The sequence below is a fragment of the Bacillus sp. OV322 genome (genome assembly GCF_900112495.1).
GTDB lineage: Bacteria > Bacillota > Bacilli > Bacillales > DSM-1321 > Peribacillus.
Genome location: NZ_FOMA01000005.1, coordinates 454,860 through 473,953, shown reverse-complemented (window position 1 = coordinate 473,953; position 19,094 = coordinate 454,860). Strand labels below are relative to the sequence as shown.

Below are 19,094 nucleotides of genomic sequence, written 5' to 3'. Positions count from 1 at the left end.
TTATTTACATAATCAAATTATTCAACCTTGTAGCACAACGGAATTCTCAAAGAACTAAACAAAGCGTTATGTCTGCTTAAAAGCCGTTATGATGAACATAGCCTGATATCATTCATATACTGAAACTAAAAGCCGGATTTCGGGGGGTAGGTTCTATGATTACAGTAAGGATCGGAGAAAAGGAGTGTTTATATTATGGAAATCTTGAAAATTATTTTGAAAAATTCCGCAGACACATCATAGGAAATAATAAATTGATAAACACTCCTTATGGAAAGAAAAAACTAATCTATTCCGATTGGACCGCAAGCGGAAGGTTATATCGGCCGATTGAAAAAACAGTAAGCGAAAGATTCGGCCCCTTTATGGCAAACACCCACACAGAATCTAATTCTACTAGTTCAGTCATGACCCTGGCATATAAAGAGGCTCAAACTATCATCAAAAACCACGTTCAAGCCAGAAAAGAAGATGTCATTATTACCTGCGGATCCGGAATGACCGCTGCTGTGAATAAATTTCAAAGACTATTGGGTTTGAAATTACCAGAAAGATTTAAAAATCAAATCAGCATCCCGGAAGAAGAGCGCCCAGTTGTATTTATTACACATCTTGAACATCATTCTAATCATACGTCTTGGCTTGAGACAGTTGCCGATGTTGAAATAGTCCGGCCGTCGAAGAATGGAAATGTTGATCTCGATCACTTGAAGGAGCTTCTTGATTGTTATAAAAACAGAAAGCTGAAAATAGGATCTTTTTCTGCCTGTTCTAACGTCACAGGCATTATGACTCCATATCATCAATTGGCCAGGTTAATGCATGAATATGGTGGAATCTGTCTTGTTGACTTTGCGGCTTCGGCTCCCTACACAGATATCAGCATGCACCCTGAGAATGAGAAGGAGAAGCTCGATGCAATCTTTTTTTCTCCCCATAAATTTCTGGGAGGACCAGGCACAAGCGGGGTATTGATATTTGATTCCGCTCTCTATCAAAATTCTGTTCCAGACCATCCTGGTGGAGGGACGGTTATCTGGACTGATCCCTGGGGAAAGCATAAATATTTTGATTCGATCGAACTGCGTGAAGATGGAGGCACTCCAGCAATCCTGCAAACCATCAGAATTGCCTTGTGCATTAAACTTAAAGAACAAATGGGGACCGATTTTATTTTAAAAAGGGAAAAAGAAATTTTGGATATTCTCCTGCCCGGAATACAGAAAATAAAAGGAATCACCGTTTTGGAAAAAAACGCAGCAGAAAGGCTCGGCATTATTTCTTTTCAAGCAGAAAACATACACTACAATCTAATCGTCAAGCTTTTGAATGACAGATTTGGATACCAAGTCAGGGGAGGGTGCTCGTGCGCAGGAACCTACGGGCATTATCTGCTGAAAATCAATAAGATTGCCTCAAAATCCATTTTTCAGGAAATCGAAAAGGGAGACATGTCTGAAAAGCCTGGGTGGGTACGGGTTTCCGTCCATCCGACTATGTCGAATGAAGAAGTTTATGGATTCCTGCAATCCATGAAGATGATTATGGAAAATATTGATGAATGGAAAAAAGACTACAGGTATGACAAAGAGACAAATGATTTTCAATTTATCGGTGAAGCAAGAAACAAGACATATAAAATGTTCCAGCTTGATAGTCCATAAGGAAAATGGTTTAGGCTGTTTAATGAGCAGCCTTTTTTTATGTGTCTGGAATGACTCTATCCAGGCGGTAAAAGCCCGCGGCAGGGTACCATTGGCCAGACACAAAGGAGGCGAGAGGCATCTTTTGGCTGGAGGACCTGGATGGTGAAATTTTGTTCGGCGAACAGAAATTGGTAATAATGAATTATACAGTAATCAGGCTCCATAACAAGTTAAAGACCAAAACATATTCGTAATTTTGCAGAAGTAAATCAGAAGAGTCAAAAAGGCAAGATAGTTACATAGCTGGAAGATATGGAGGATGTAAGAAAGTAAAGTCAAAAAGGTTTGCCGCAAAAACTGCATATATAGTACGTTTTATCAGAGGCAAATACACGCACCCTAATTCGTAAGGCAGGAATGCAGTCTGCTTGCTGTTTTTTTTCGAAAAATAAATTTTCCGAAAATTTAGTTTGCTGATTTCAATATTTTGGTTACAATGATATTAGAAGCATGTAGAAGCAGTGAGCGATGTCTTCCTTCCAGAGGGGAGGGTGAGATTATGGACCTTGCAACTGCAACATTTGTTGTGGTGTTATTTGGCGTTATTGTTCAAATTGCATCGGCTGTAAAAAAATAACCCGCCCTGATACGCGGACGGGCAAAAAATAAACTCTGTGCATAAGGCAGTGCTCACTTGCGATGCATGTTTGGCCGCAGTATTGGCAGTACTGCGGCCATTTTGAATCAAGCGCAAGCATGTTAAAGCCGCTTGTTTTTTTTATTATATTCAAGACTTTTAAAAAATACGAATTACCATGAAAAAACAATTGAACTTGTCCCATATTATACCATGAACGATGTATAAGCAGTGAGATAAAATATTGAAATTTTCTTCGGCTGTTTTATCATGTGAAGGGGAGATGAACTCTTATTGCGTAAATAACCATGTTTTCCTGTTAGCAGGAGCTGGTTTATACCATTAGCTCTGTTATAAAATTTTGTTAATTTTTTTCTTATGCAGCTTACGGGCAGTTTAGCAGAAGAACATAGGCTTTGATATATTGATAAAAAGATACTTGATTTTATCTTTGTGGAGGTGTCAGATGAGTGACATTGTTGTTTTGGCTACTCTGTTGAGTGTGTGGATATGTTTGTTTTCACTTATTATGCTACTTAGTATGTTCCAGGTCAGTTACAACCCTTTACGCAGAATTAACTTAAAAACTACCTTATTCTTCACTTTTAATTTGAGTGTGCCTTTAACGATGGTCATAGCTTTTTTTAATATGGAAATTCCATAACTTTTTTATCATGCTGCGTTAATTCTGTAAGAAAAAATCAATGAATGCAATAAATCATGCCTCTTTTCTATGGGAAAACATCAACAATCGAATTTAACTGATCTATACCATTAAAAGGAAAAATACATATTGAAAATAATCATTATTTAATCCAACGATTTGCAAGAAAGGAGAGAAAAGATGAAAAGCGGGAAGGACATTGTTACTTTAGTTGAAAGAGATTCCTGGATGCATAGTGTACTGCAGGCCGCCTGGCAGCTTAACCTGCCTGATTGGTGGATATGTGCAGGCTTTGTCCGCTCAAAGGTTTGGGATGTGCTGCACTGCTATACAATAAAAACGCAGCTTCCTGATATAGATGTGATTTATTTTGATAAAACCAATATTCAAGAAGATTACGAAAAAGAGCTGGAGCTGAGGCTTGGCGAAATTCTGCCTGATTTGCCCTGGTCTGTTAAAAATCAAGCCAGGATGCATAAAGTGAATCACATGGAGCCATATTCCTCATCATATGAGGCCATGTCTAATTTTCCTGAAACAGCCACTGCACTGGGAGTCCGATTCGATGAAAAAGGCAAAGTTGAACTGGCTGCACCATGGGGTGTTAACGACCTGCTGGCACTAGAGGTGAGGCCAACTCCCCTTTTTTCAAAGTCTGGCCCATATCATCAGGTATACAAGGATCGCAGGACTAAAAAAGGCTGGGATCAAACATGGCCAGACATAAGATATTCAGCTGAATAAAACGGGAAAACAAGTGCACTAAAAAAGAAATATTCTTTACAACTTTTTTTTAGTATGCTATCTTAGACACACATTAAAGGGCATTATAAAATGTTTTTCATAATGTAAAATTACATATGTACGAATTTCACTAGGGGAGCCATTGGCTGAGACTGAACACACGTTCTACACCCTTTGAACCTGATCTGGATCATACCAGCGTAGGGAAGCTGAAAGAAACGTTTTTGTCATCTTTTATATTGGCATTGCCTTTCCGCCCGCTCCCTATATCAGGAGCGGGCTTTTTCATATTTCAAAAGAAGGAGAGTTATAACATGGAAGGTTACAGCGAATTAGCCAGCATTATTTCACAAAAAGCTGAAGAAAAGAGCGAGGAACTGCTTCAGCTTTTAACCCGGCTCATATCTTTTCCGACAATTAGCCCCCCTGCCAGAAACACAGCCAGCATCCAGGATTATATGGACAGCTACTTAAAAGAACTCGGCTTTCAAACAGAGAAGTGGGAGCTTTATCCCGGCGATTGGAACATTGCTGGCATCTTGCCGGGAAAATCAAGCAATACATATAACAGCTTAATTATTAATGGGCATGTGGATGTGGCGGAAACGGGGGATATTTCCGGGTGGGATAATAATCCTTTTACTGTAACCCAGAAAGGGCCGTATTTATATGGCAGAGGGGCCGCAGATATGAAAGGAGGTATCGCTGCCTCCCTGATGGCCATTAAGCTCTTAAAAGAGCTTGACATTCCCCTCAATGGCGATCTGCAATTTCAATCTGTTACTGGTGAGGAGGCAGGAGAGACTGGCACACTTTCCTGCATCGAGAGGGGCTATACAGCAGACTTTGCTATTGTTGCTGATACAAGTGATATGCATATTCAGGGACAAGGAGGTGTTATAACGGGCTGGATAACCATTCAGGGCAAAGAAACTTTTCATGACGGACTCCGGTCAAGGATGAATACTGCAGGCGGAGGGATTTTCGGTGCAAGTGCCATTGAAAAGATGATGAAGATTATTGAAAGCCTTCAGGAATTGGAACGCCACTGGGCTGTGACAAAGTCGTATGCTGGTTTTCCTCCCGGATCTAATACGATAAATCCTGCAGTTATTGAAGGAGGAAGGCATGCTGCATTCATTGCAGATAGGTGTTCACTCTGGATTACCGTACATTTCTATCCAGATGAAAATCATGAAAAAGTCACAATGGATATAGAGAATCATGTAAGGCGCGTGGCTGCTTCTGATCCATGGCTTAGTGAAAATATGCCCGTTTTTAAGTGGGGAGGAAAATCCATGCTTGTGGAGAGGGGAGAAATTTTTCCTTCACTCGAGCTTGACCTGAATCATATAGGAACTCAAACTCTAATGTCATCATACAGCGAGCAGCTAGCAGAGAAACCTCGTACTGGTATGTCTTCGTCTGTAAATGATGCTGGCTGGTTTGGCTATAAAGGTATCCCTGCAGTCATCTTTGGACCTGGAAAGCTTGTAGACGCACATGCAGTAAACGAAAAAATAGAATTCCGGCAATTAATCGATTTTATGAAGGTCATGGCATTATTCATTTCGAAATGGTGCAATACAAAAAAAGGAGGGTAATGAATGACATTTACTCATATCATGCATGTGAAAGTCCAGGAAATTTGGGCAAAAACACACCACCATCCATTTATTGCTGGTATTGGCACCGGTGAGCTGCCTAAAGAAGTTTTTGTCAGATATATGAAGCAAGATTATATCTTTTTAATTGAGTACAGCAGACTTTTTGCACTAGGGGTTTTAAAAGCCCGGGATGTCCAGACGATGAGTGCGTTTTCCGCCATCCTGAATGAAACACTGCACAGCGAAATGGAGCTGCACCGGAAATACGCGAGAGAATTTGCAATAAGCAGCCGTGATTTGGAGAATTCCTCACCCACCCCAATAAACCTTGCATATACAGGGTTCATGCTGAATGCAGGACAAAATGGATCACTTGCAGAATTAGCTGCCGCGCTTTTGCCATGTATGTGGAGCTACTGGGAAATAGGAAACATGCTTAAGGAAAAATATCCTGGTTCTGATACTCATCCATTATATGGTGAATGGGTCACAATGTATGCTTCCGAGGAATTCGGCAAGTCTGCAAAGTGGCTGATCAATCTCCTGGATTCTCTGGCAGATGGACAGCCCAAAGTGGAAATTGAGAATCTCACTAATCTTTTTATAACATCCTCACGCTTTGAATATTTGTTCTGGGACAGTGTATACAAAGGAGATGATTGGCCTGTATGACTATATGCTGTTAATAGAAAACCTGTCATTTTCCTTTCCCGCTGAAAAAGGCAAAAATCCTATTTTTATTGATTTGTCCATGAAAGTAAAGCAAGGAGAGTTTGTTTCGGTCATAGGTGCCAGCGGTTCAGGAAAAAGCACTCTGTTTAAACTGATCTCAGGCTTGCTTCAGCCTGTTAGTGGGAGTGTTGCAATAAAAGGTGTGGTAACTAAAAAAATTCTTGGAAAGGTAGGATATATGCCGCAAAAAGATCTGCTCATGCCGTGGAGGACATTGATGGGGAATATGCTTCTGCCAGCGGAACTTTCCCGGTCAGATAAAAAACGAAGCATAAAACAAATCTCGGAATGGATTGACAGGTTTGGATTAACCGGCTATGAAAATGCTTATCCTCATGAACTTTCAGGGGGGATGAAGCAAAGAGCTGCCTTCTTAAGAACAATCATGACAGGAAAAGACCTGTTATTGCTTGATGAACCCTTTGGCGCTTTAGATTCAATGACAAAACGCAGTATGCAAACCTGGCTGCTGGATCTATGGGAAGAGCTTGAAAAAACCGTTATATTTATCACACATGATCTCGAAGAAGCAATATTGTTAAGCGACAAAATTTATATACTTGGCAAAAAGGAACGCAGCCTTAGAGAAATAAAAGTTGAATTTCCAAGGCCAAGAACTCCGGATTTAATATACGATCCGCTTTTTCTGGAAAAAAGAAAAGAACTGGAGAGGCTGATTCAGCATGAAGGGCAAATGGAAACAATGGAGCAATAATTATGGTTTATTTATACTTGCAGCGATTATTTTTATCAGTCTGTGGGAGTGGATTGTGAAAAAGGGTGATATTCCTTCATTTATTCTTCCGGCACCCTCTGCCATTTTTACATCGCTTCATGAAAACGACGCGCTTTTGCTGCAGCATGTGACTGTCACTCTGCAGGAGGTGCTAATCGGATTCCTTCTTTCTGCAGCAGGGGGGATTTTACTGGGAATAGCCATGCACTTTTCAAAAGCGCTGGAAAAAATCTGCTACCCTTTTTTAATTATTTCGCAAACTGTTCCGCTTATTGCGATTTCGCCGATTTTCATTATGTGGTTTGGCTACTCCATCTGGGGAAAGGTGGCTGTAACCTTTTTGACTGCTTTTTTTCCTATAGCCGTCAGTACATACGATGGATTAAGGGTGGGACAAAGGTCATACAGCGACTTGCTTAGGACAATGGGCGCCGGAAGATTTCAAATTTTTAGGAAAGTGGAGATACCGCTTGCATTGCCCATGTTTTTATCAGGCTTGAAAATGGCAGCCGTGTACAGCGTGGTAGGCGCAACGATTGGCGAATGGCTGGGGGGAAGTGCGGGACTTGGATATTTTAGCCGCAGAATGTCTGGAAACCTGCAGGCGGATGCCGTTTTCGCTTCTGTTTTTCTTCTCTCCCTTCTTGGTATGATCTTCTTTTTTCTGATCACAGTTTTTGAAAAAAAAGTACTTAAACATCATTTTCATGCAGACAGCTAATTGAACGAAAGGAAACGATATTGATGAAAAAACTTTGTATTCTTTTTTTGGTACTAACCCTTACCCTGATGAGCGGCTGCTCAGATGACAATCAGGCAGGAAAGAAGCAGTCAAATAATCATTTACAGAAAGTGAGTCTAATGCTGGATTGGTATCCAAATGCCGTTCACTCGTTTTTATATGCAGCAAAAGAGAAGGGTTATTTTAAAGAACAAGGGCTAGATGTGGATATTAAAATGCCGGCAGATACAAACGACCCCTTAAGGCTGGTCGCTGCCGGAAAAATGGACTTAGCAATCAGTTACCAGCCAGAGGTCATTATAGCCAGGTCACAACATATACAGGTTAAATCAATCGGCGCAATAGTCAGGCATCCATTAAATACACTGCTCGTGCCTGCAGGCGGCAAAGTGAAATCTCCACGTGATTTAGAGGGGAAATTGGTTGGCTACCCATCTATCCCGCTGGATGAAGCAATTGTTCATACTATGGTAAAAAATGATGGAGGGAATCCGCAGAAGGTGAAAATGGCAGATGTCGGCTATGATCTTATCCCTGCGCTAGCAGCCAAGAAAACGGATGGCTTGATTGGCGGATATGTCAATCACGAAAAACTGCTGCTGGAAAAAGAAGGACACAACGTGAGAAGCTTTAATCCTTCAGACTATGGAGTTCCAGATTATTATGAGCTGGTGCTTGTAGCCAGTGATAAAGGGCTAAAAGAAAGAACGGGTGTTTATAAAAAATTCATGTCTGCCATTAATAAAGGGCAGGAATTTGTACAAAAAAACCCTGATAAGGGATTATCTATTTTATTAAAGCATGAAGAAAAAACTTCTCCGCTTGAAAAAGATATTGAAACCAAAAGTCTGAACATTTTATTGCCTTTGATGGATGCAAAAAAACGGCCGTTTGGCTATCAAGAACCCTCATCCTGGGACAGGGTAGCAAAGTGGCTTCATGACAGTAAAGTAATAAAATCAAATATCAAAGCAAGCGATGCATTTAAAAACATATGAAACGGGAGAGAGCAGAATGAATACGATAGAAAAAGTTAGAATGGACAATCCTCTAATTCATAATATTACAAATGCTGTTGTTACCAATTTTACAGCTAATGGATTATTGGCCATGGGAGCCTCACCTGTCATGGCCCATGCACACGAAGAAGTGGCAGATATGGCGAAAATATCCAGTGCCGTTGTGTTAAATATGGGGACACTTGATGAAAGGGCAGTTCAGTCCATGATTATAGCAGGGAAATCTGCCAATGAACATGGAGTGCCGGTTGTATTTGATCCGGTCGGGGCAGGAGCAACGCCTTATCGCACAGAATCAGCAAGAAAAATCCTTCAGGAAGTTCAGGTAGCGATACTTAGAGGAAATGCAGCTGAAGCTTCCCATTTAATTGGTGAAGAATGGATCATAAAAGGTGTCGATGCAGGCGAGGGAAGAAAGGACGTTACAAACCTGGCAAGGAAGACTGCCCGGAAGTTTGGATGCATCTCCGTGATTACAGGCAAAGAAGATGTGATTACAGATGGAACTACTGTCTACAAGTGCGGGAATGGACACCCTATTTTAACAAAGGTAACTGGGACAGGATGCCTGCTAAGTTCTGTAACAGCAGCTTTTGCTGCTTCATCTGTCAATCTTTTGAAAGCAGCTGCAGAGGCCTGCGCTTTTTACGGGGTGGCAGCTGAGCTGGCTGCCGGGAAAACGCAGGAAAACGGTCCAGGAAGTTTCCAAATTGAATTTCTCAATCAGTTATCAAAGGTTTCTATAAAAGAGCTGGAAGAAAGACAAAAAATCCGTGTAATCGAGTGAAGGGAGATTAAAAAGATGACAAGATATAAAGCTTTAACAATTGCTGGTTCTGACAGCAGCGGCGGGGCAGGCATTCAGGCTGATATCAAGACCTTTCAGGAGCTTGGAGTCTACGGTATGTCTGCCATAACAGCCGTAACAGCGCAAAATACGTATGGAGTCCAGGCAGTCTATCCTCTTCCGCCCAGTGCAGTCAGTGATCAATTAGACTCCATCGCATTAGACATGGGAGCTGATTCCGTGAAAACAGGCATGCTTTTCAGCAGTGAAATTATTAAAGAAGTGTCGGAAAAGGTGAAAGAATATCAACTGAAAAACCTTGTTGTAGATCCGGTAATGATTGCAAAAGGAGGAGCATCTCTATTGCAGCAGGAAGCAGTTAATGCCCTGGAAAATCACTTGATTCCACTCGCCAAGGTAGTTACTCCTAATATTCCCGAAGCAGAAGCATTAACCGGAAGCACTATTGCTTCTTTACATGAACGGGAATTAGCTGCAAAGAGGATTTTTGAAATGGGGGCTGAATTTATCGTCATTAAAGGCGGACATGATGAATCAGGGGGGAAAGTGATTGATTTGCTGTATGACGGACTGAATTTTATCTACCTGGAAAGCAGCAGGGTAAACACCAGACATACACATGGAACGGGCTGCACATTCTCATCCGCAATTGCCGCAGAGTTGGCCAAGGGCTCAAATGTAGTAGATGCTGTCAGGACGGCAAAATTATTTATCCAGGCGGCAATTGAGGAAACTCTTTTCATTGGCGGGGGCCACGGTCCTACAAATCATTGGGCCTATCAGCATAGAAAGAGAGAACAAGATTATGATAAAAAAAGATATTAAATCAATACGGGAATATCTGAAAGTTTATCTGATTATGGGCAGCACAAATTGCATGAAAGATCCAGAAGAGATTTTAGCGGAAGCAATCGAGGGCGGAGTGACCCTTTTTCAGTATCGTGAAAAAGGAATAGGTTCATTAAGCAAAAAAAGCAAAGTAATGCTTGCAGAACGATTGCAGGCAATCTGCAGAGAAAAGGACATTCCATTTCTCGTAAATGATGACATAGAATTAGCATTGAAAATTAATGCTGATGGAATACATATCGGCCAAGATGATGATTCTGCAGAAGCTGCAAGGGCACGGATAGGAAAAGACAAATTAATGGGGGTTTCTGTTCACTCGTTAGAAGAAGCGGAAAAAGCCATCCATGATGGAGCAGATTATTTAGGAATCGGCCCCATTTATGAAACAGCCACAAAAAAGGATGCAAAAGCCGCAAGTGGAACAGAACTAATCAAAGCTATCCGGAATAAAGGGATTTCTCTCCCGATTGTAGGGATTGGGGGGATCCGTCCGGGAAATGCCGGGAAAATTATTGAAGATGGCGGTGATGGGGTCTCTGTCATCACGGGGATCACTCATGCAGCATCTGCAAAGAAAGCTGCCGAAGAGTTGCGGAATGAAGTAAGCAGTGTAAACGATCTATAAAAGGTAAAAGAAAAAGGCAAAAGCAGTTAATTCAGGAGTTTGGTGCTTTTTCTCTTTGAAATTTGGCTAACATTAAGCTCCATAATTTTTGCAGCAGCTATTCCTTCCTTCAGAAAGTCCTTTACGTTATATTTAGTACTAGAGAGTGAAACGGGTTTCCGGCAGAACTCCCATCAAACATTTTATCAGGAAAAAACATAAAGGATGATACGGAGAGGAATATGAAGCCATTTACTGAAAAAGTCATAACGATTATTCAAAATATCCCGGCAGGAAAAGTCCTGACATATGGTCAGATTGCCAGCCTTGCAGGAAGTCCGAGAGGAGCAAGGCAGGTCGTCCGGATTCTTCATTCGTTATCCGGGAAGCATGGCCTTCCTTGGCATCGTGTATTGAATGTCAAAGGGGAAATAGGATTTAAGGATTCTTCCCAAAGCAATGAACAGCGATTAAACCTGGAATGTGAGGGTATTACATTTATTGCTCCGAATACAATAGATTTAGAAAAACACAAATATAATCCCTTTGAACATTTTTAAATGCTGTAAACCCTGCAAGTTTTTAACTATTCAAAGCAGTGATAAAGAAACAAATGGCTGTCAGGAATGATAATGGTGTCATGACAAGCTTTTCCTTTTTACTTTTGGACATCCCATTCAAAATCGTATTTATTAATAAATAGCATGCAAAAAAGTAACAGGCTCCTTTGGCCGTATTTTTTGAAATATCCGCCGAGATGATATCGCCTGCCTGAAGTAAAAACACGATAGCCGCCAATTGAACTAAGGCTGAAAAGGCACATGCAGCTCTCATTTTTTTAGGCATTACTTTATACTTTCCGCCCATGGCCAAATTTCCGAATGGGAAACCCAGAGCTAAAAGTATGTATAAAAAGGCGACAGCAAAAAAAGCGGCACTTCCAATAATTGCTGTAATCACATTTCCACCACCGTTTGTAATTTAATTTATTACTGCAGCTAAATTAATGCGTTCTGAAATTCAAAATGACTATAAACATAAAAAACAAAGGCATAGAAATCCGCTGAATTTCTATGCCTTTTTAACAAATGTAATGATATCAAAAATTATTTTTCCGGCTCTGCTCCGTAAGGATTACAGCTTATGCTCGCCCTGATAAGCGGTGTGAATTCCATTATTTTAGTTGCTGGGGATGTATTAGAATCCACAATCAGGGTTCCGCTTCCATCATAATAATTCGGCTTATCTTCCAAGTTTTTCAGCTCCATCTTATTTTAATATGAAACAATCTTACTTTTTGCCGGCTGCTCTGATGAGGTTTTTAAATTTTTCAGCACATTGACAGTGAAGCAAATGATTCCCAGGCTCATAACTGTTGCACCGGCTGCAATGAGAGGCTCTACAGAGGAATTTCCCGATTCCAGCCAAATAAGGCCAAGCATCATAACAGGAAGTCCGATATTATGAAGCCAAAAATGAAATATAGCGAGCTTTTTTTCTGCAAGTGCAGGGTACAGTGCATAAATAAGTCCTGATAATGCCAGTGAAGTCCATCCTAATAAATTAATATGCGCATGTGTTGGGGCATATTGAAACTTATGGGATATAGACATGAACATGCCAAAGCCAATTCCAATTAAGAAGTAGATGACCGAGATTTTCAAAAATCTGATGCCCATTAAAACACCTCCAAAGGTCCTAGGATAATTAGATTATATGAATAGTTTTCATTAAAAATCAATATATTCTGAAAAATTAATGAATTAATGGGAATTAACAATGATTGAAAACTGATTACTTGCTGGAGACCTGCTTAATTATATTTTGAAGAAGAGATCGAAGCTTTTGTTTTTTTGGTGTATTTAATTTAATCATGCCATTTCCTTCTTCCTTTCTCGGATTGCCTAAAGTCACCGTATGCTGCATGAGTAAATTAAAAATTTCCGGTTCTGTGATCTTGCGTTTCCAGATTGTTTCGAACTTGTCAATAATAAGCGCTGCAGCTCCAGATACATGCGGCGCCGCCATTGAAGTGCCAGACAGGACTCTATAAGAGTTTACAGGATAGGTTGATAAAATCTGCTCGCCTGGAGCCACCAAATCTACTTCACTATTAGAATTGCTGAAAGAGGAAATTTCCTGCAGCAAATTAACAGAACCCACTTCCACAACCTCCGGATATGCCCCAGGATAGCTGTATTCATCTTTAGAAGCAGATCCGTCACCTTCATTTCCCGCAGCACAAACTACAAGTATGTTTTTCCATACGGCGTGTTTTATTGCTGCGTGCACGAGAGGATTATCTTCCGGGCCTCCTAAAGACATTGAGATGACTCTTACTTTTTCTCCAGCAGGGCCTGTCCAATTAGCAGCATATTTTATGGCTGCAGCGATATTCTCATCGTTACCTTCTCCTTTAGCGTCTAAAACCTTCAAAGCTAAAATTTTCGCCCCAGGTGCAGCACCCTTTACGCCTAATGAGTTCCCGGCTGCAGCAATTATGCCGCTTACATGTGTTCCATGACCATTATTATCATTATAATTTTCAGGTGCGCCTTCATAATCTCCTGTAAAATTGCAGCCATCGATAACTTGTCCGATTAAATCGGGATGTGATGCCTGGCACCCTGTATCAATGACAGCAACAACAATATTTTCCCCTTTATATCCTTCCTTCCAGAGAGAGGAAGCCTTTATCAGCTTAATTCCTGGAGGCACTTCGAAAACATCCGTTAAATTTCCCTCCGGCTTGAAAGGGATTAATTTATAAAATGACATCTATATCAGCTCCTTTTGCATGCAGCACTGAAGATAAAGAAAAACCTTCTTGAATTCTTGGCCCAAGCTATCCAAATATAAAACCAATCAAATGAATCGCTAATGGAAAGTGCATCTAATATGTTATGAAGCAAAAAGAGTTTTGGAAATGAATGTTCGTCTATCTTTACAGAGGTCATCGAAATAAAATACATTAGGTAGATTAAAATTTTCAGAATATATTGACATAAAATCGTTTCTGGCAGTAAGATTGTAGTAACATAACAAAAAAATAACAGGCGAGTAAAAACCGTTATACGATTATGTAAGCGATTACTAAACGAAAGCGGGAGATGCTGATGATTATCCATGCAATCGAAACGGCCGATCGGAAATCCATTGAAGAGCAGCAACTGGAAGGTTTAAGGACGACATTATCGCGTGTTTTTAACAACATTCCTTTTTACAGGGAGGCAATGGAGGAGAACGGATTCCACCCAGGCCAATTTCAGAATTTCTCTGATATAAAAAAGCTGCCATTTACAGAAAAAAAACGATTTGAGAAATCACTATCCTTTCGGGCTGCTGGCGGCTGAAAGAAAAGATTTATTGAGGATCCATGCATCTTCGGGCACAACCGGCAAGCCCACCATTATCGGATACACATCAAAGGATATAGAAAGCTGGGCGGAAATCGTATCCCGTGCTATAGCAGCTGCAGGCGGAAGCCCAAATGATGTTCTTCATAATGCCTATGGATATGGGCTGTTTACCGGCGGCCTTGGCCTTCATCACGGATCCGAAAAGCTCGGAATTGCTGTAATCCCGGCATCAGCAGGAAATACTGAGCGGCAAATCACGCTAATTGAAGATCTGAAGCCTGATATTCTTTGTGCAACGCCTTCTTATGCCTTGAATATCGCGGAAAAAATGCTTGAGATGGGTAAAAACCCCAGAGCTACTTCGTTAAAATACGGAATATTAGGCGCCGAACCATGGTCAGAGGAAATGAGAAATAAAATAGAAAATATACTGGATATCAAGGCCTGTGATATTTATGGGCTTAGTGAAGTAATGGGTCCTGGAGTTGCGGCTGAATGCCATGAAGCGCAAGATGGCTTGCATATTGCAGAAGATCATTTTTATGCAGAAGTAATAGATCCGGTCACAATGAAGAACGTTGCAGACGGAGTTGCCGGTGAACTGGTTTTTACCAGTTTGCAGAAGGAAGCTTTTCCGATTATCCGCTACAGGACGGGTGATATTGCTTCAATTACAAGAGAGCCATGCAAGTGTGGAAGAACGACAATGAGAATGTCCCGGGTCAAAGGCCGGATAGACGATATGCTCATTATCAGAGGGGTTAACGTTTATCCTTCAGAAATTGAGCACTGCCTGATGCAATTTAAGCAGTCTTCCCCGTATTATCAGCTGGTTATCGAACCAAATGGATCACGCCAGGACGTAATTTTGTATGCTGAAATCACTGAGGACACCTACTTGGAAATGAAGGGAAATCTGAACTGTACAGCCGCTGAGGATTTAACGGAGGCCATCCAGGTCCGGTTGAAAAATTCCTGTCTGGTAAATATGGAGGTTAAAATATTATCTCCTGGTACCATTCCAAGATCTGAGGGGAAAGCTGTCCGGATTGTTGACTTAAGAAATAAGGAACTGATCAGCCAGCCGCTTCAGTGATAAAGAGTTTAAGTGAAAACGCATGGAAAGGAGAAATTACATGGAAGGCACTGCTTATTCTGAAAGGATTTCTGAAGAGGATAAGTTTCATCGGTTCATGATGAAAATTGAAAACGGAGAAAAAATCGAAGCAGACGACTGGATGCCGGATGAATACCGCCACACACTGATAAAGCTGATATCCATGCATGGAATCAGCGAGATTATGGGTGCGCTTCCTGAGAAGGAATGGGTCCCAAAGGCACCCACATTAAGAAGGAAATTAGGCATTATGGCCAAGGTGCAGGACGAGATGGGACATGGCCAGCTATTGCTTAGAGTTACAGAGGATTTACTTGCCCCTCTTGGCAAGAACCGCAAGGATATTATGGAAGACTTATTCAGCGGAAATCTTAAGTTTCACAATGTTTTTCACATGGAATCTCCGACATGGGCAGATGCGGGAATTATTGGCTGGCTTGTTGATGGGGCAGCCATCATTACGCAAACGAACATGCTCGGTGCCTCTTATGGTCCGTATGCCAGGGCACTTCAGCGTATTTGCGCGGAAGAAGTGTTTCATGCCCAGCACGGGGAATCGATCATACTGGCCATGACAGAGGGAACCAAGGAGCAAAAACAGATGGTTCAGGATTCCTTTAACAGGTGGTGGCACCCGTTGCTGATGTTTTTTGGGCCAGCCATTGCCGATACTACAGGGGGATCAAAGCAGGATATAACAATTAAATATAAAATCCGCACCAAAACGAACGAACAGCTGCGGCAGGACTTTTTCACCAAATACATTCCAAGAGCTCTGTCAATCGGATTAAAGCTTCCTGATGAAACCATGAGATTTGATGAGGAATCAGGGAAATGGTTATACCAGCAGCCTGATTGGGAGGAATTTAAGCGAATCGTCAAAAATAAAGGGCCCAAGTCACAAGACAGGCTGCGCTTAAGGAAACTTGCCTATGAAAACAATAGCTGGGTACTGGAAGCATTAACACCTGAAAATCAAAAGGCGCAATAAATAGGAGGGTCACATTGGAGGGTAAAGAAAACAATTCCACGGCATTTTACGAGGTCTTTGAGATATTCAGTAAAAGAACACCTAACTCTAATATGCAGCATCAATTTAGTTTATTGGCTCCAAACCATGATATGGCCTTGATTTTAGCCAGGGAAAACTTCATGCGAAGAGAACCTGCTGCAGATATTTGGGTTGTCAAACGCTCCAGTATAAGAAAAATGACCGAAGAAGAAAGGGAAGTTTTGCCGCGTCTTGATAATAAAGATTACCGGACAGCAAAGGGATATGGCTATCTCAAGAAAAAGTGGCGGGGCTATGAACAAAACATGCTCGATGAAAAAGAAATACTGTCCTGGGGTGAAAATAAAGAATGATTATAAAGACAGCAGCAGACGCGAAAAATGATCAAAGCTTTCACAAAGCCCTTAATGAATTGCTGCTTGGGCTGGCGGACGATGATTTTATCCTTTCCTACCGGGGATCAGAATGGCTCGGGCTTGCTCCACATATCGAGGAGGATGTAGCTTTTTCATCCATCAGCCAGGATTTGATGGGGCATGCAGTCTTGTATTATCAGCTTTTGAGCGAGCTTGGCGCCGGCAGCATAGATGCCCTGGCACACGAAAGACCTCCGGAAGAAAGGAGGAATGCCATTCTTTTAGAGCTTGTGAACGGAAGCGGCACATATCTGGAGGAACCAAGGTTTGACTGGGCGTTCACGGTAGTCCGCCATTATTTTTATGACATGTACAAAAAAATCAAGCTTGAGTCACTTATACATTCATCTTACCAGCCTCTATCACATGCAGCTGTAAAAATTAAAATGGAACAGCATTATCACCTGATGCATTGGGGCATTTGGTTTAAACAGCTGACAATGTGCGGCGGTGAAGCAAGGTCAAGAATGATTGCAGCTGTCAGCAGGGTATGGAACGAACTTGAAGGTTTGCTGACACTTGGCCCTTTGGAAGGTCAGATGGTCCAATATGGCTTGATTGAAAGTTGTACCATATTGAAAAACCGGTTCTCAAAGCTAGCTGCTAAATCTCTTGAAGAAGTGCAGCTTGCCCATGGAAATTCTTATGGGATGATATCCGGAAATGGGCGCGAAGGAGAGCATACAGCCGATATGGAGAAGGCATTAGTTACACTTTCAGAGGTTTACAGAATGGATGAGAAAGCTGTGTGGTAAGGCAAATACCCCAGCAGGAGGCAATGATGCTATATGACTCGGCCAAACAATAGTATGGAAGAAGAAATTTGGGAAGCTATGAAGTTTGTGTATGATCCGGAAATCCCCAATGTAAGCCTGCTGGATCTAGGTATGATCGAAAGTGTCTCTTTTAAAGATGGAACAGCCAGAATCGAAGTTCTTCCAACCTTCTCAGGATGTCCTGCGCTTGAAATCATTCGAAAGAACATTGAAAAAGCAATCCTGAAGCTAAACGGCGTGGAAAAAGCATATGCAGAATTTATATTCCATCCTCCCTGGACAACAGACAGAGTCTCACTTTCCGGAAGGGAGAATTTGAAGAAGAACGGAATTGCCCCTCCCCCAGAATATTTGGAAGAAGATGGCACCTGGCATGTAAATTGTCCATACTGCAGCTCGCCTTACATCACCATTGAAAATATTTTTGGTTCAACTGCCTGCCGCAGTATTTTATATTGCAAATCTTGCAAAAATCCTTTTGAAGCAATGAAGTTTATTTCTGTAAACCTCTAAAATTTATAAACGATAAGGGAGAAGATAATATGTTTAAAATGATGGCTTTGTTCAAAAAACCTGAAAACCAAGAAAGCTTTGATGAATATTATTATGGCACACATATCCCTTTAACTAAAAAAATTCCTGGGCTTCAGGATCTCCGCATTACTAAAATTACCGGTTCACCAATGGGTGAAAGTGATTTTTATTTATTATGCGAAATGTACTATGAAAGCAAGGAAGCCTTTAAAGAGGCTTCACGGACAGAAGAGTCCAAGGCTTCAGGCAAAGATGTCATGAAGTTTGCAGGGGACATTGTGACGTTTATGTTCGGTGAAGAAAATAATGATTAATAGCGAATTTATTGAAACAGAGATACGGGGAAGCATGGGCATTGTAAAGCTTAATAGGCCAAATGTACTTAATGCCTTGAACACCCGAATGGTCTCTGAAGTGGCACAGGCCTTCCTTGAATTTGAGAAGAATGAAAGAATAAAAGTCCTTTTACTGACTGGAAATGGCCGGGCTTTTGCAGCTGGCGCGGATATTGCGGAGATGGCGGATAAAGATAGCATTTCACTTGAACTCTTAAATCAATTCAAAGATTGGGACCATATCATTTCCATAAAGAAGCCTATAGTCGGTGCAATCAATGGTCTTGCTTTGGGCGGGGGATTCGAGCTTGCACTTTGCTGTGATGTTCTATTTGCTGCAGAGGATGCAAAGTTTGGTTTTCCTGAGGTAAATCTGGGTGTTATGCCTGGTGCGGGCGGGACCCAAAGGCTTACGAAAGCGCTGGGAAGGGCACAGGCCCTTCAATGGCTGTGGACTGGTGACTTGATGAGCGCACAGGAAGCCTATTCATATGGGCTTCTTACAAAAATAATGCCACGTGAGCTTTTGATGGAAGAAAGCCTGAAATTTGCTGAAAAGATTGCCGAACAGCCCATTCTTTCCATTCGCCTGATCAAGGAATCTGTAATCAAGGCCATCGACTATCCGCTGCAGGAAGGCATGCAGTTTGAACGTAAAAATTTTTATATGCTCTTTTCAAGTGAAGATCAAAAAGAGGGCATGAAAGCATTTATTGAGAAACGAAAGCCTTCTTTTAAAGGAAAGTGAGGGTTGGGT

Annotated in this window: 21 protein-coding genes, 1 pseudogene and 1 riboswitch; of the genes and pseudogenes, 18 read left to right on the top strand and 4 right to left on the bottom strand. The window is 41.4% G+C overall.

Annotation, left to right across the window (positions count from 1 at the left end):
* Positions 1–155: 155 nt before the first annotated feature.
* The 11 genes from BM126_RS15135 (at position 156) to BM126_RS15080 (ending at position 11,348) form a co-directional block, all read left to right on the top strand.
* Positions 156–1,664 carry an aminotransferase class V-fold PLP-dependent enzyme gene (locus BM126_RS15135; RefSeq protein ID WP_090990271.1) on the top strand — a complete coding sequence of 503 codons (1,509 nt, stop codon included), beginning with the start codon at positions 156–158 and terminating at the stop codon, positions 1,662–1,664.
* 1,463 nt (positions 1,665–3,127) lie between these two features.
* The gene (locus BM126_RS15125) at positions 3,128–3,691 is read left to right on the top strand and encodes a nucleotidyltransferase family protein (RefSeq protein ID WP_090990269.1); all 564 of its coding nucleotides are present in this window, start codon (positions 3,128–3,130) and stop codon (positions 3,689–3,691) included.
* A 122-nt stretch (positions 3,692–3,813) separates the two neighbouring features.
* Positions 3,814–3,916, top strand: a riboswitch (TPP riboswitch).
* An 89-nt stretch (positions 3,917–4,005) separates the two neighbouring features.
* The gene (locus BM126_RS15120) at positions 4,006–5,295 is read left to right on the top strand and encodes an acetylornithine deacetylase (protein WP_090990268.1); all 1,290 of its coding nucleotides are present in this window, start codon (positions 4,006–4,008) and stop codon (positions 5,293–5,295) included.
* Positions 5,296–5,298: 3 nt separating this feature from the next.
* A complete protein-coding gene (tenA, locus tag BM126_RS15115; protein ID WP_090990267.1) occupies positions 5,299–5,970 on the top strand; it encodes a thiaminase II in 672 nt (223 codons plus the stop codon).
* The gene (locus BM126_RS15110; RefSeq protein WP_256213119.1) at positions 5,954–6,745 is read left to right on the top strand and encodes an ABC transporter ATP-binding protein; all 792 of its coding nucleotides are present in this window, start codon (positions 5,954–5,956) and stop codon (positions 6,743–6,745) included. Before tenA ends, BM126_RS15110 begins: the two co-directional genes overlap by 17 nt.
* A complete protein-coding gene (locus BM126_RS15105; protein WP_090990265.1) occupies positions 6,714–7,487 on the top strand; it encodes an ABC transporter permease in 774 nt (257 codons plus the stop codon). Before BM126_RS15110 ends, BM126_RS15105 begins: the two co-directional genes overlap by 32 nt.
* A 23-nt stretch (positions 7,488–7,510) precedes the next feature.
* Positions 7,511–8,506, top strand: a complete 996-nt coding sequence (locus BM126_RS15100; protein ID WP_090990264.1) for an ABC transporter substrate-binding protein — start codon at positions 7,511–7,513, stop codon at positions 8,504–8,506.
* Positions 8,487–9,314 carry a hydroxyethylthiazole kinase gene (gene thiM, locus BM126_RS15095; protein ID WP_371261454.1) on the top strand — a complete coding sequence of 276 codons (828 nt, stop codon included), beginning with the start codon at positions 8,487–8,489 and terminating at the stop codon, positions 9,312–9,314. Before BM126_RS15100 ends, thiM begins: the two co-directional genes overlap by 20 nt.
* Before the next feature lie 15 nt (positions 9,315–9,329).
* Entirely contained in the window at positions 9,330–10,160 is an 831-nt protein-coding gene (gene thiD, locus BM126_RS15090) for a bifunctional hydroxymethylpyrimidine kinase/phosphomethylpyrimidine kinase (RefSeq protein WP_090990262.1), read from the top strand.
* Positions 10,141–10,809: a thiamine phosphate synthase gene (gene thiE / locus BM126_RS15085; RefSeq protein ID WP_090990261.1), complete on the top strand. Its 669-nt coding sequence runs from the start codon at positions 10,141–10,143 to the stop codon at positions 10,807–10,809. The genes thiD and thiE overlap by 20 nt, the downstream gene beginning before the upstream one ends.
* A gap of 221 nt (positions 10,810–11,030) precedes the next feature.
* The gene (locus BM126_RS15080) at positions 11,031–11,348 is read left to right on the top strand and encodes an MGMT family protein (RefSeq protein ID WP_090990260.1); all 318 of its coding nucleotides are present in this window, start codon (positions 11,031–11,033) and stop codon (positions 11,346–11,348) included.
* Positions 11,349–11,370: 22 nt separating this feature from the next.
* On the opposite strand, the gene BM126_RS15075 is transcribed toward BM126_RS15080, so the two are convergent.
* The 4 genes from BM126_RS15075 to BM126_RS15065 form a co-directional block, all read right to left on the bottom strand.
* Positions 11,371–11,748: a hypothetical protein gene (locus BM126_RS15075; RefSeq protein WP_090990259.1), complete on the bottom strand. Its 378-nt coding sequence runs from the start codon at positions 11,746–11,748 to the stop codon at positions 11,371–11,373.
* A gap of 146 nt (positions 11,749–11,894) precedes the next feature.
* The gene (locus BM126_RS22480; protein WP_177201450.1) at positions 11,895–12,041 is read right to left on the bottom strand and encodes a hypothetical protein; all 147 of its coding nucleotides are present in this window, start codon (positions 12,039–12,041) and stop codon (positions 11,895–11,897) included.
* A gap of 21 nt (positions 12,042–12,062) precedes the next feature.
* A complete protein-coding gene (locus BM126_RS15070) occupies positions 12,063–12,467 on the bottom strand; it encodes a heme-copper oxidase family protein (RefSeq protein WP_090990258.1) in 405 nt (134 codons plus the stop codon).
* A 115-nt stretch (positions 12,468–12,582) separates the two neighbouring features.
* The gene (locus tag BM126_RS15065) at positions 12,583–13,566 is read right to left on the bottom strand and encodes a S8 family peptidase (RefSeq protein ID WP_090990257.1); all 984 of its coding nucleotides are present in this window, start codon (positions 13,564–13,566) and stop codon (positions 12,583–12,585) included.
* A gap of 338 nt (positions 13,567–13,904) precedes the next feature.
* Between BM126_RS15065 and BM126_RS15060 the strand changes: the two are divergent.
* From BM126_RS15060 to BM126_RS15030, 7 genes and pseudogenes are all read left to right on the top strand, one after another.
* A pseudogene (locus BM126_RS15060) lies at positions 13,905–15,243 on the top strand (phenylacetate--CoA ligase family protein).
* A gap of 40 nt (positions 15,244–15,283) precedes the next feature.
* Complete coding sequence (gene paaA / locus BM126_RS15055) at positions 15,284–16,255, top strand: 1,2-phenylacetyl-CoA epoxidase subunit PaaA (RefSeq protein WP_090990256.1); 972 nt, start codon at positions 15,284–15,286, stop codon at positions 16,253–16,255.
* 14 nt (positions 16,256–16,269) lie between these two features.
* Positions 16,270–16,629, top strand: coding sequence for a 1,2-phenylacetyl-CoA epoxidase subunit PaaB (paaB, locus tag BM126_RS15050; RefSeq protein ID WP_256213118.1), 360 nt, complete (start codon positions 16,270–16,272; stop codon positions 16,627–16,629).
* Positions 16,626–17,447: a 1,2-phenylacetyl-CoA epoxidase subunit PaaC gene (gene paaC / locus BM126_RS15045; RefSeq protein WP_090990255.1), complete on the top strand. Its 822-nt coding sequence runs from the start codon at positions 16,626–16,628 to the stop codon at positions 17,445–17,447. Before paaB ends, paaC begins: the two co-directional genes overlap by 4 nt.
* A 33-nt stretch (positions 17,448–17,480) precedes the next feature.
* Entirely contained in the window at positions 17,481–17,981 is a 501-nt protein-coding gene (gene paaD, locus BM126_RS15040) for a 1,2-phenylacetyl-CoA epoxidase subunit PaaD (RefSeq protein ID WP_256213117.1), read from the top strand.
* 29 nt (positions 17,982–18,010) lie between these two features.
* Complete coding sequence (locus BM126_RS15035; RefSeq protein ID WP_090990253.1) at positions 18,011–18,316, top strand: EthD family reductase; 306 nt, start codon at positions 18,011–18,013, stop codon at positions 18,314–18,316.
* On the top strand, positions 18,309–19,085 hold the full coding sequence (locus tag BM126_RS15030; RefSeq protein ID WP_090990252.1) for an enoyl-CoA hydratase-related protein: 777 nt from the start codon (positions 18,309–18,311) through the stop codon (positions 19,083–19,085). The genes BM126_RS15035 and BM126_RS15030 overlap by 8 nt, the downstream gene beginning before the upstream one ends.
* Positions 19,086–19,094: the final 9 nt, after the last annotated feature.

What these genes read in the sequence shown, in the direction of transcription:
- BM126_RS15135 (WP_090990271.1), top strand. Translation starts at nt 156, where the DNA reads ATGATTACAGTAAGGATCGGAGAAAAGGAGTGTTTATATTATGGAAAT.
- BM126_RS15125 (WP_090990269.1), top strand. Translation starts at nt 3,128, where the DNA reads ATGAAAAGCGGGAAGGACATTGTTACTTTAGTTGAAAGAGATTCCTGG.
- BM126_RS15120 (WP_090990268.1), top strand. Translation starts at nt 4,006, where the DNA reads ATGGAAGGTTACAGCGAATTAGCCAGCATTATTTCACAAAAAGCTGAA.
- tenA (WP_090990267.1), top strand. Translation starts at nt 5,299, where the DNA reads ATGACATTTACTCATATCATGCATGTGAAAGTCCAGGAAATTTGGGCA.
- BM126_RS15110 (WP_256213119.1), top strand. Translation starts at nt 5,954, where the DNA reads ATGATTGGCCTGTATGACTATATGCTGTTAATAGAAAACCTGTCATTT.
- BM126_RS15105 (WP_090990265.1), top strand. Translation starts at nt 6,714, where the DNA reads ATGAAGGGCAAATGGAAACAATGGAGCAATAATTATGGTTTATTTATA.
- BM126_RS15100 (WP_090990264.1), top strand. Translation starts at nt 7,511, where the DNA reads ATGAAAAAACTTTGTATTCTTTTTTTGGTACTAACCCTTACCCTGATG.
- thiM (WP_371261454.1), top strand. Translation starts at nt 8,487, where the DNA reads ATGCATTTAAAAACATATGAAACGGGAGAGAGCAGAATGAATACGATA.
- thiD (WP_090990262.1), top strand. Translation starts at nt 9,330, where the DNA reads ATGACAAGATATAAAGCTTTAACAATTGCTGGTTCTGACAGCAGCGGC.
- thiE (WP_090990261.1), top strand. Translation starts at nt 10,141, where the DNA reads ATGATAAAAAAAGATATTAAATCAATACGGGAATATCTGAAAGTTTAT.
- BM126_RS15080 (WP_090990260.1), top strand. Translation starts at nt 11,031, where the DNA reads ATGAAGCCATTTACTGAAAAAGTCATAACGATTATTCAAAATATCCCG.
- BM126_RS15070 (WP_090990258.1), bottom strand. Translation starts at nt 12,467, where the DNA reads ATGGGCATCAGATTTTTGAAAATCTCGGTCATCTACTTCTTAATTGGA.
- BM126_RS15065 (WP_090990257.1), bottom strand. Translation starts at nt 13,566, where the DNA reads ATGTCATTTTATAAATTAATCCCTTTCAAGCCGGAGGGAAATTTAACG.
- paaA (WP_090990256.1), top strand. Translation starts at nt 15,284, where the DNA reads ATGGAAGGCACTGCTTATTCTGAAAGGATTTCTGAAGAGGATAAGTTT.
- paaC (WP_090990255.1), top strand. Translation starts at nt 16,626, where the DNA reads ATGATTATAAAGACAGCAGCAGACGCGAAAAATGATCAAAGCTTTCAC.
- paaD (WP_256213117.1), top strand. Translation starts at nt 17,481, where the DNA reads ATGACTCGGCCAAACAATAGTATGGAAGAAGAAATTTGGGAAGCTATG.
- BM126_RS15035 (WP_090990253.1), top strand. Translation starts at nt 18,011, where the DNA reads ATGTTTAAAATGATGGCTTTGTTCAAAAAACCTGAAAACCAAGAAAGC.
- BM126_RS15030 (WP_090990252.1), top strand. Translation starts at nt 18,309, where the DNA reads ATGATTAATAGCGAATTTATTGAAACAGAGATACGGGGAAGCATGGGC.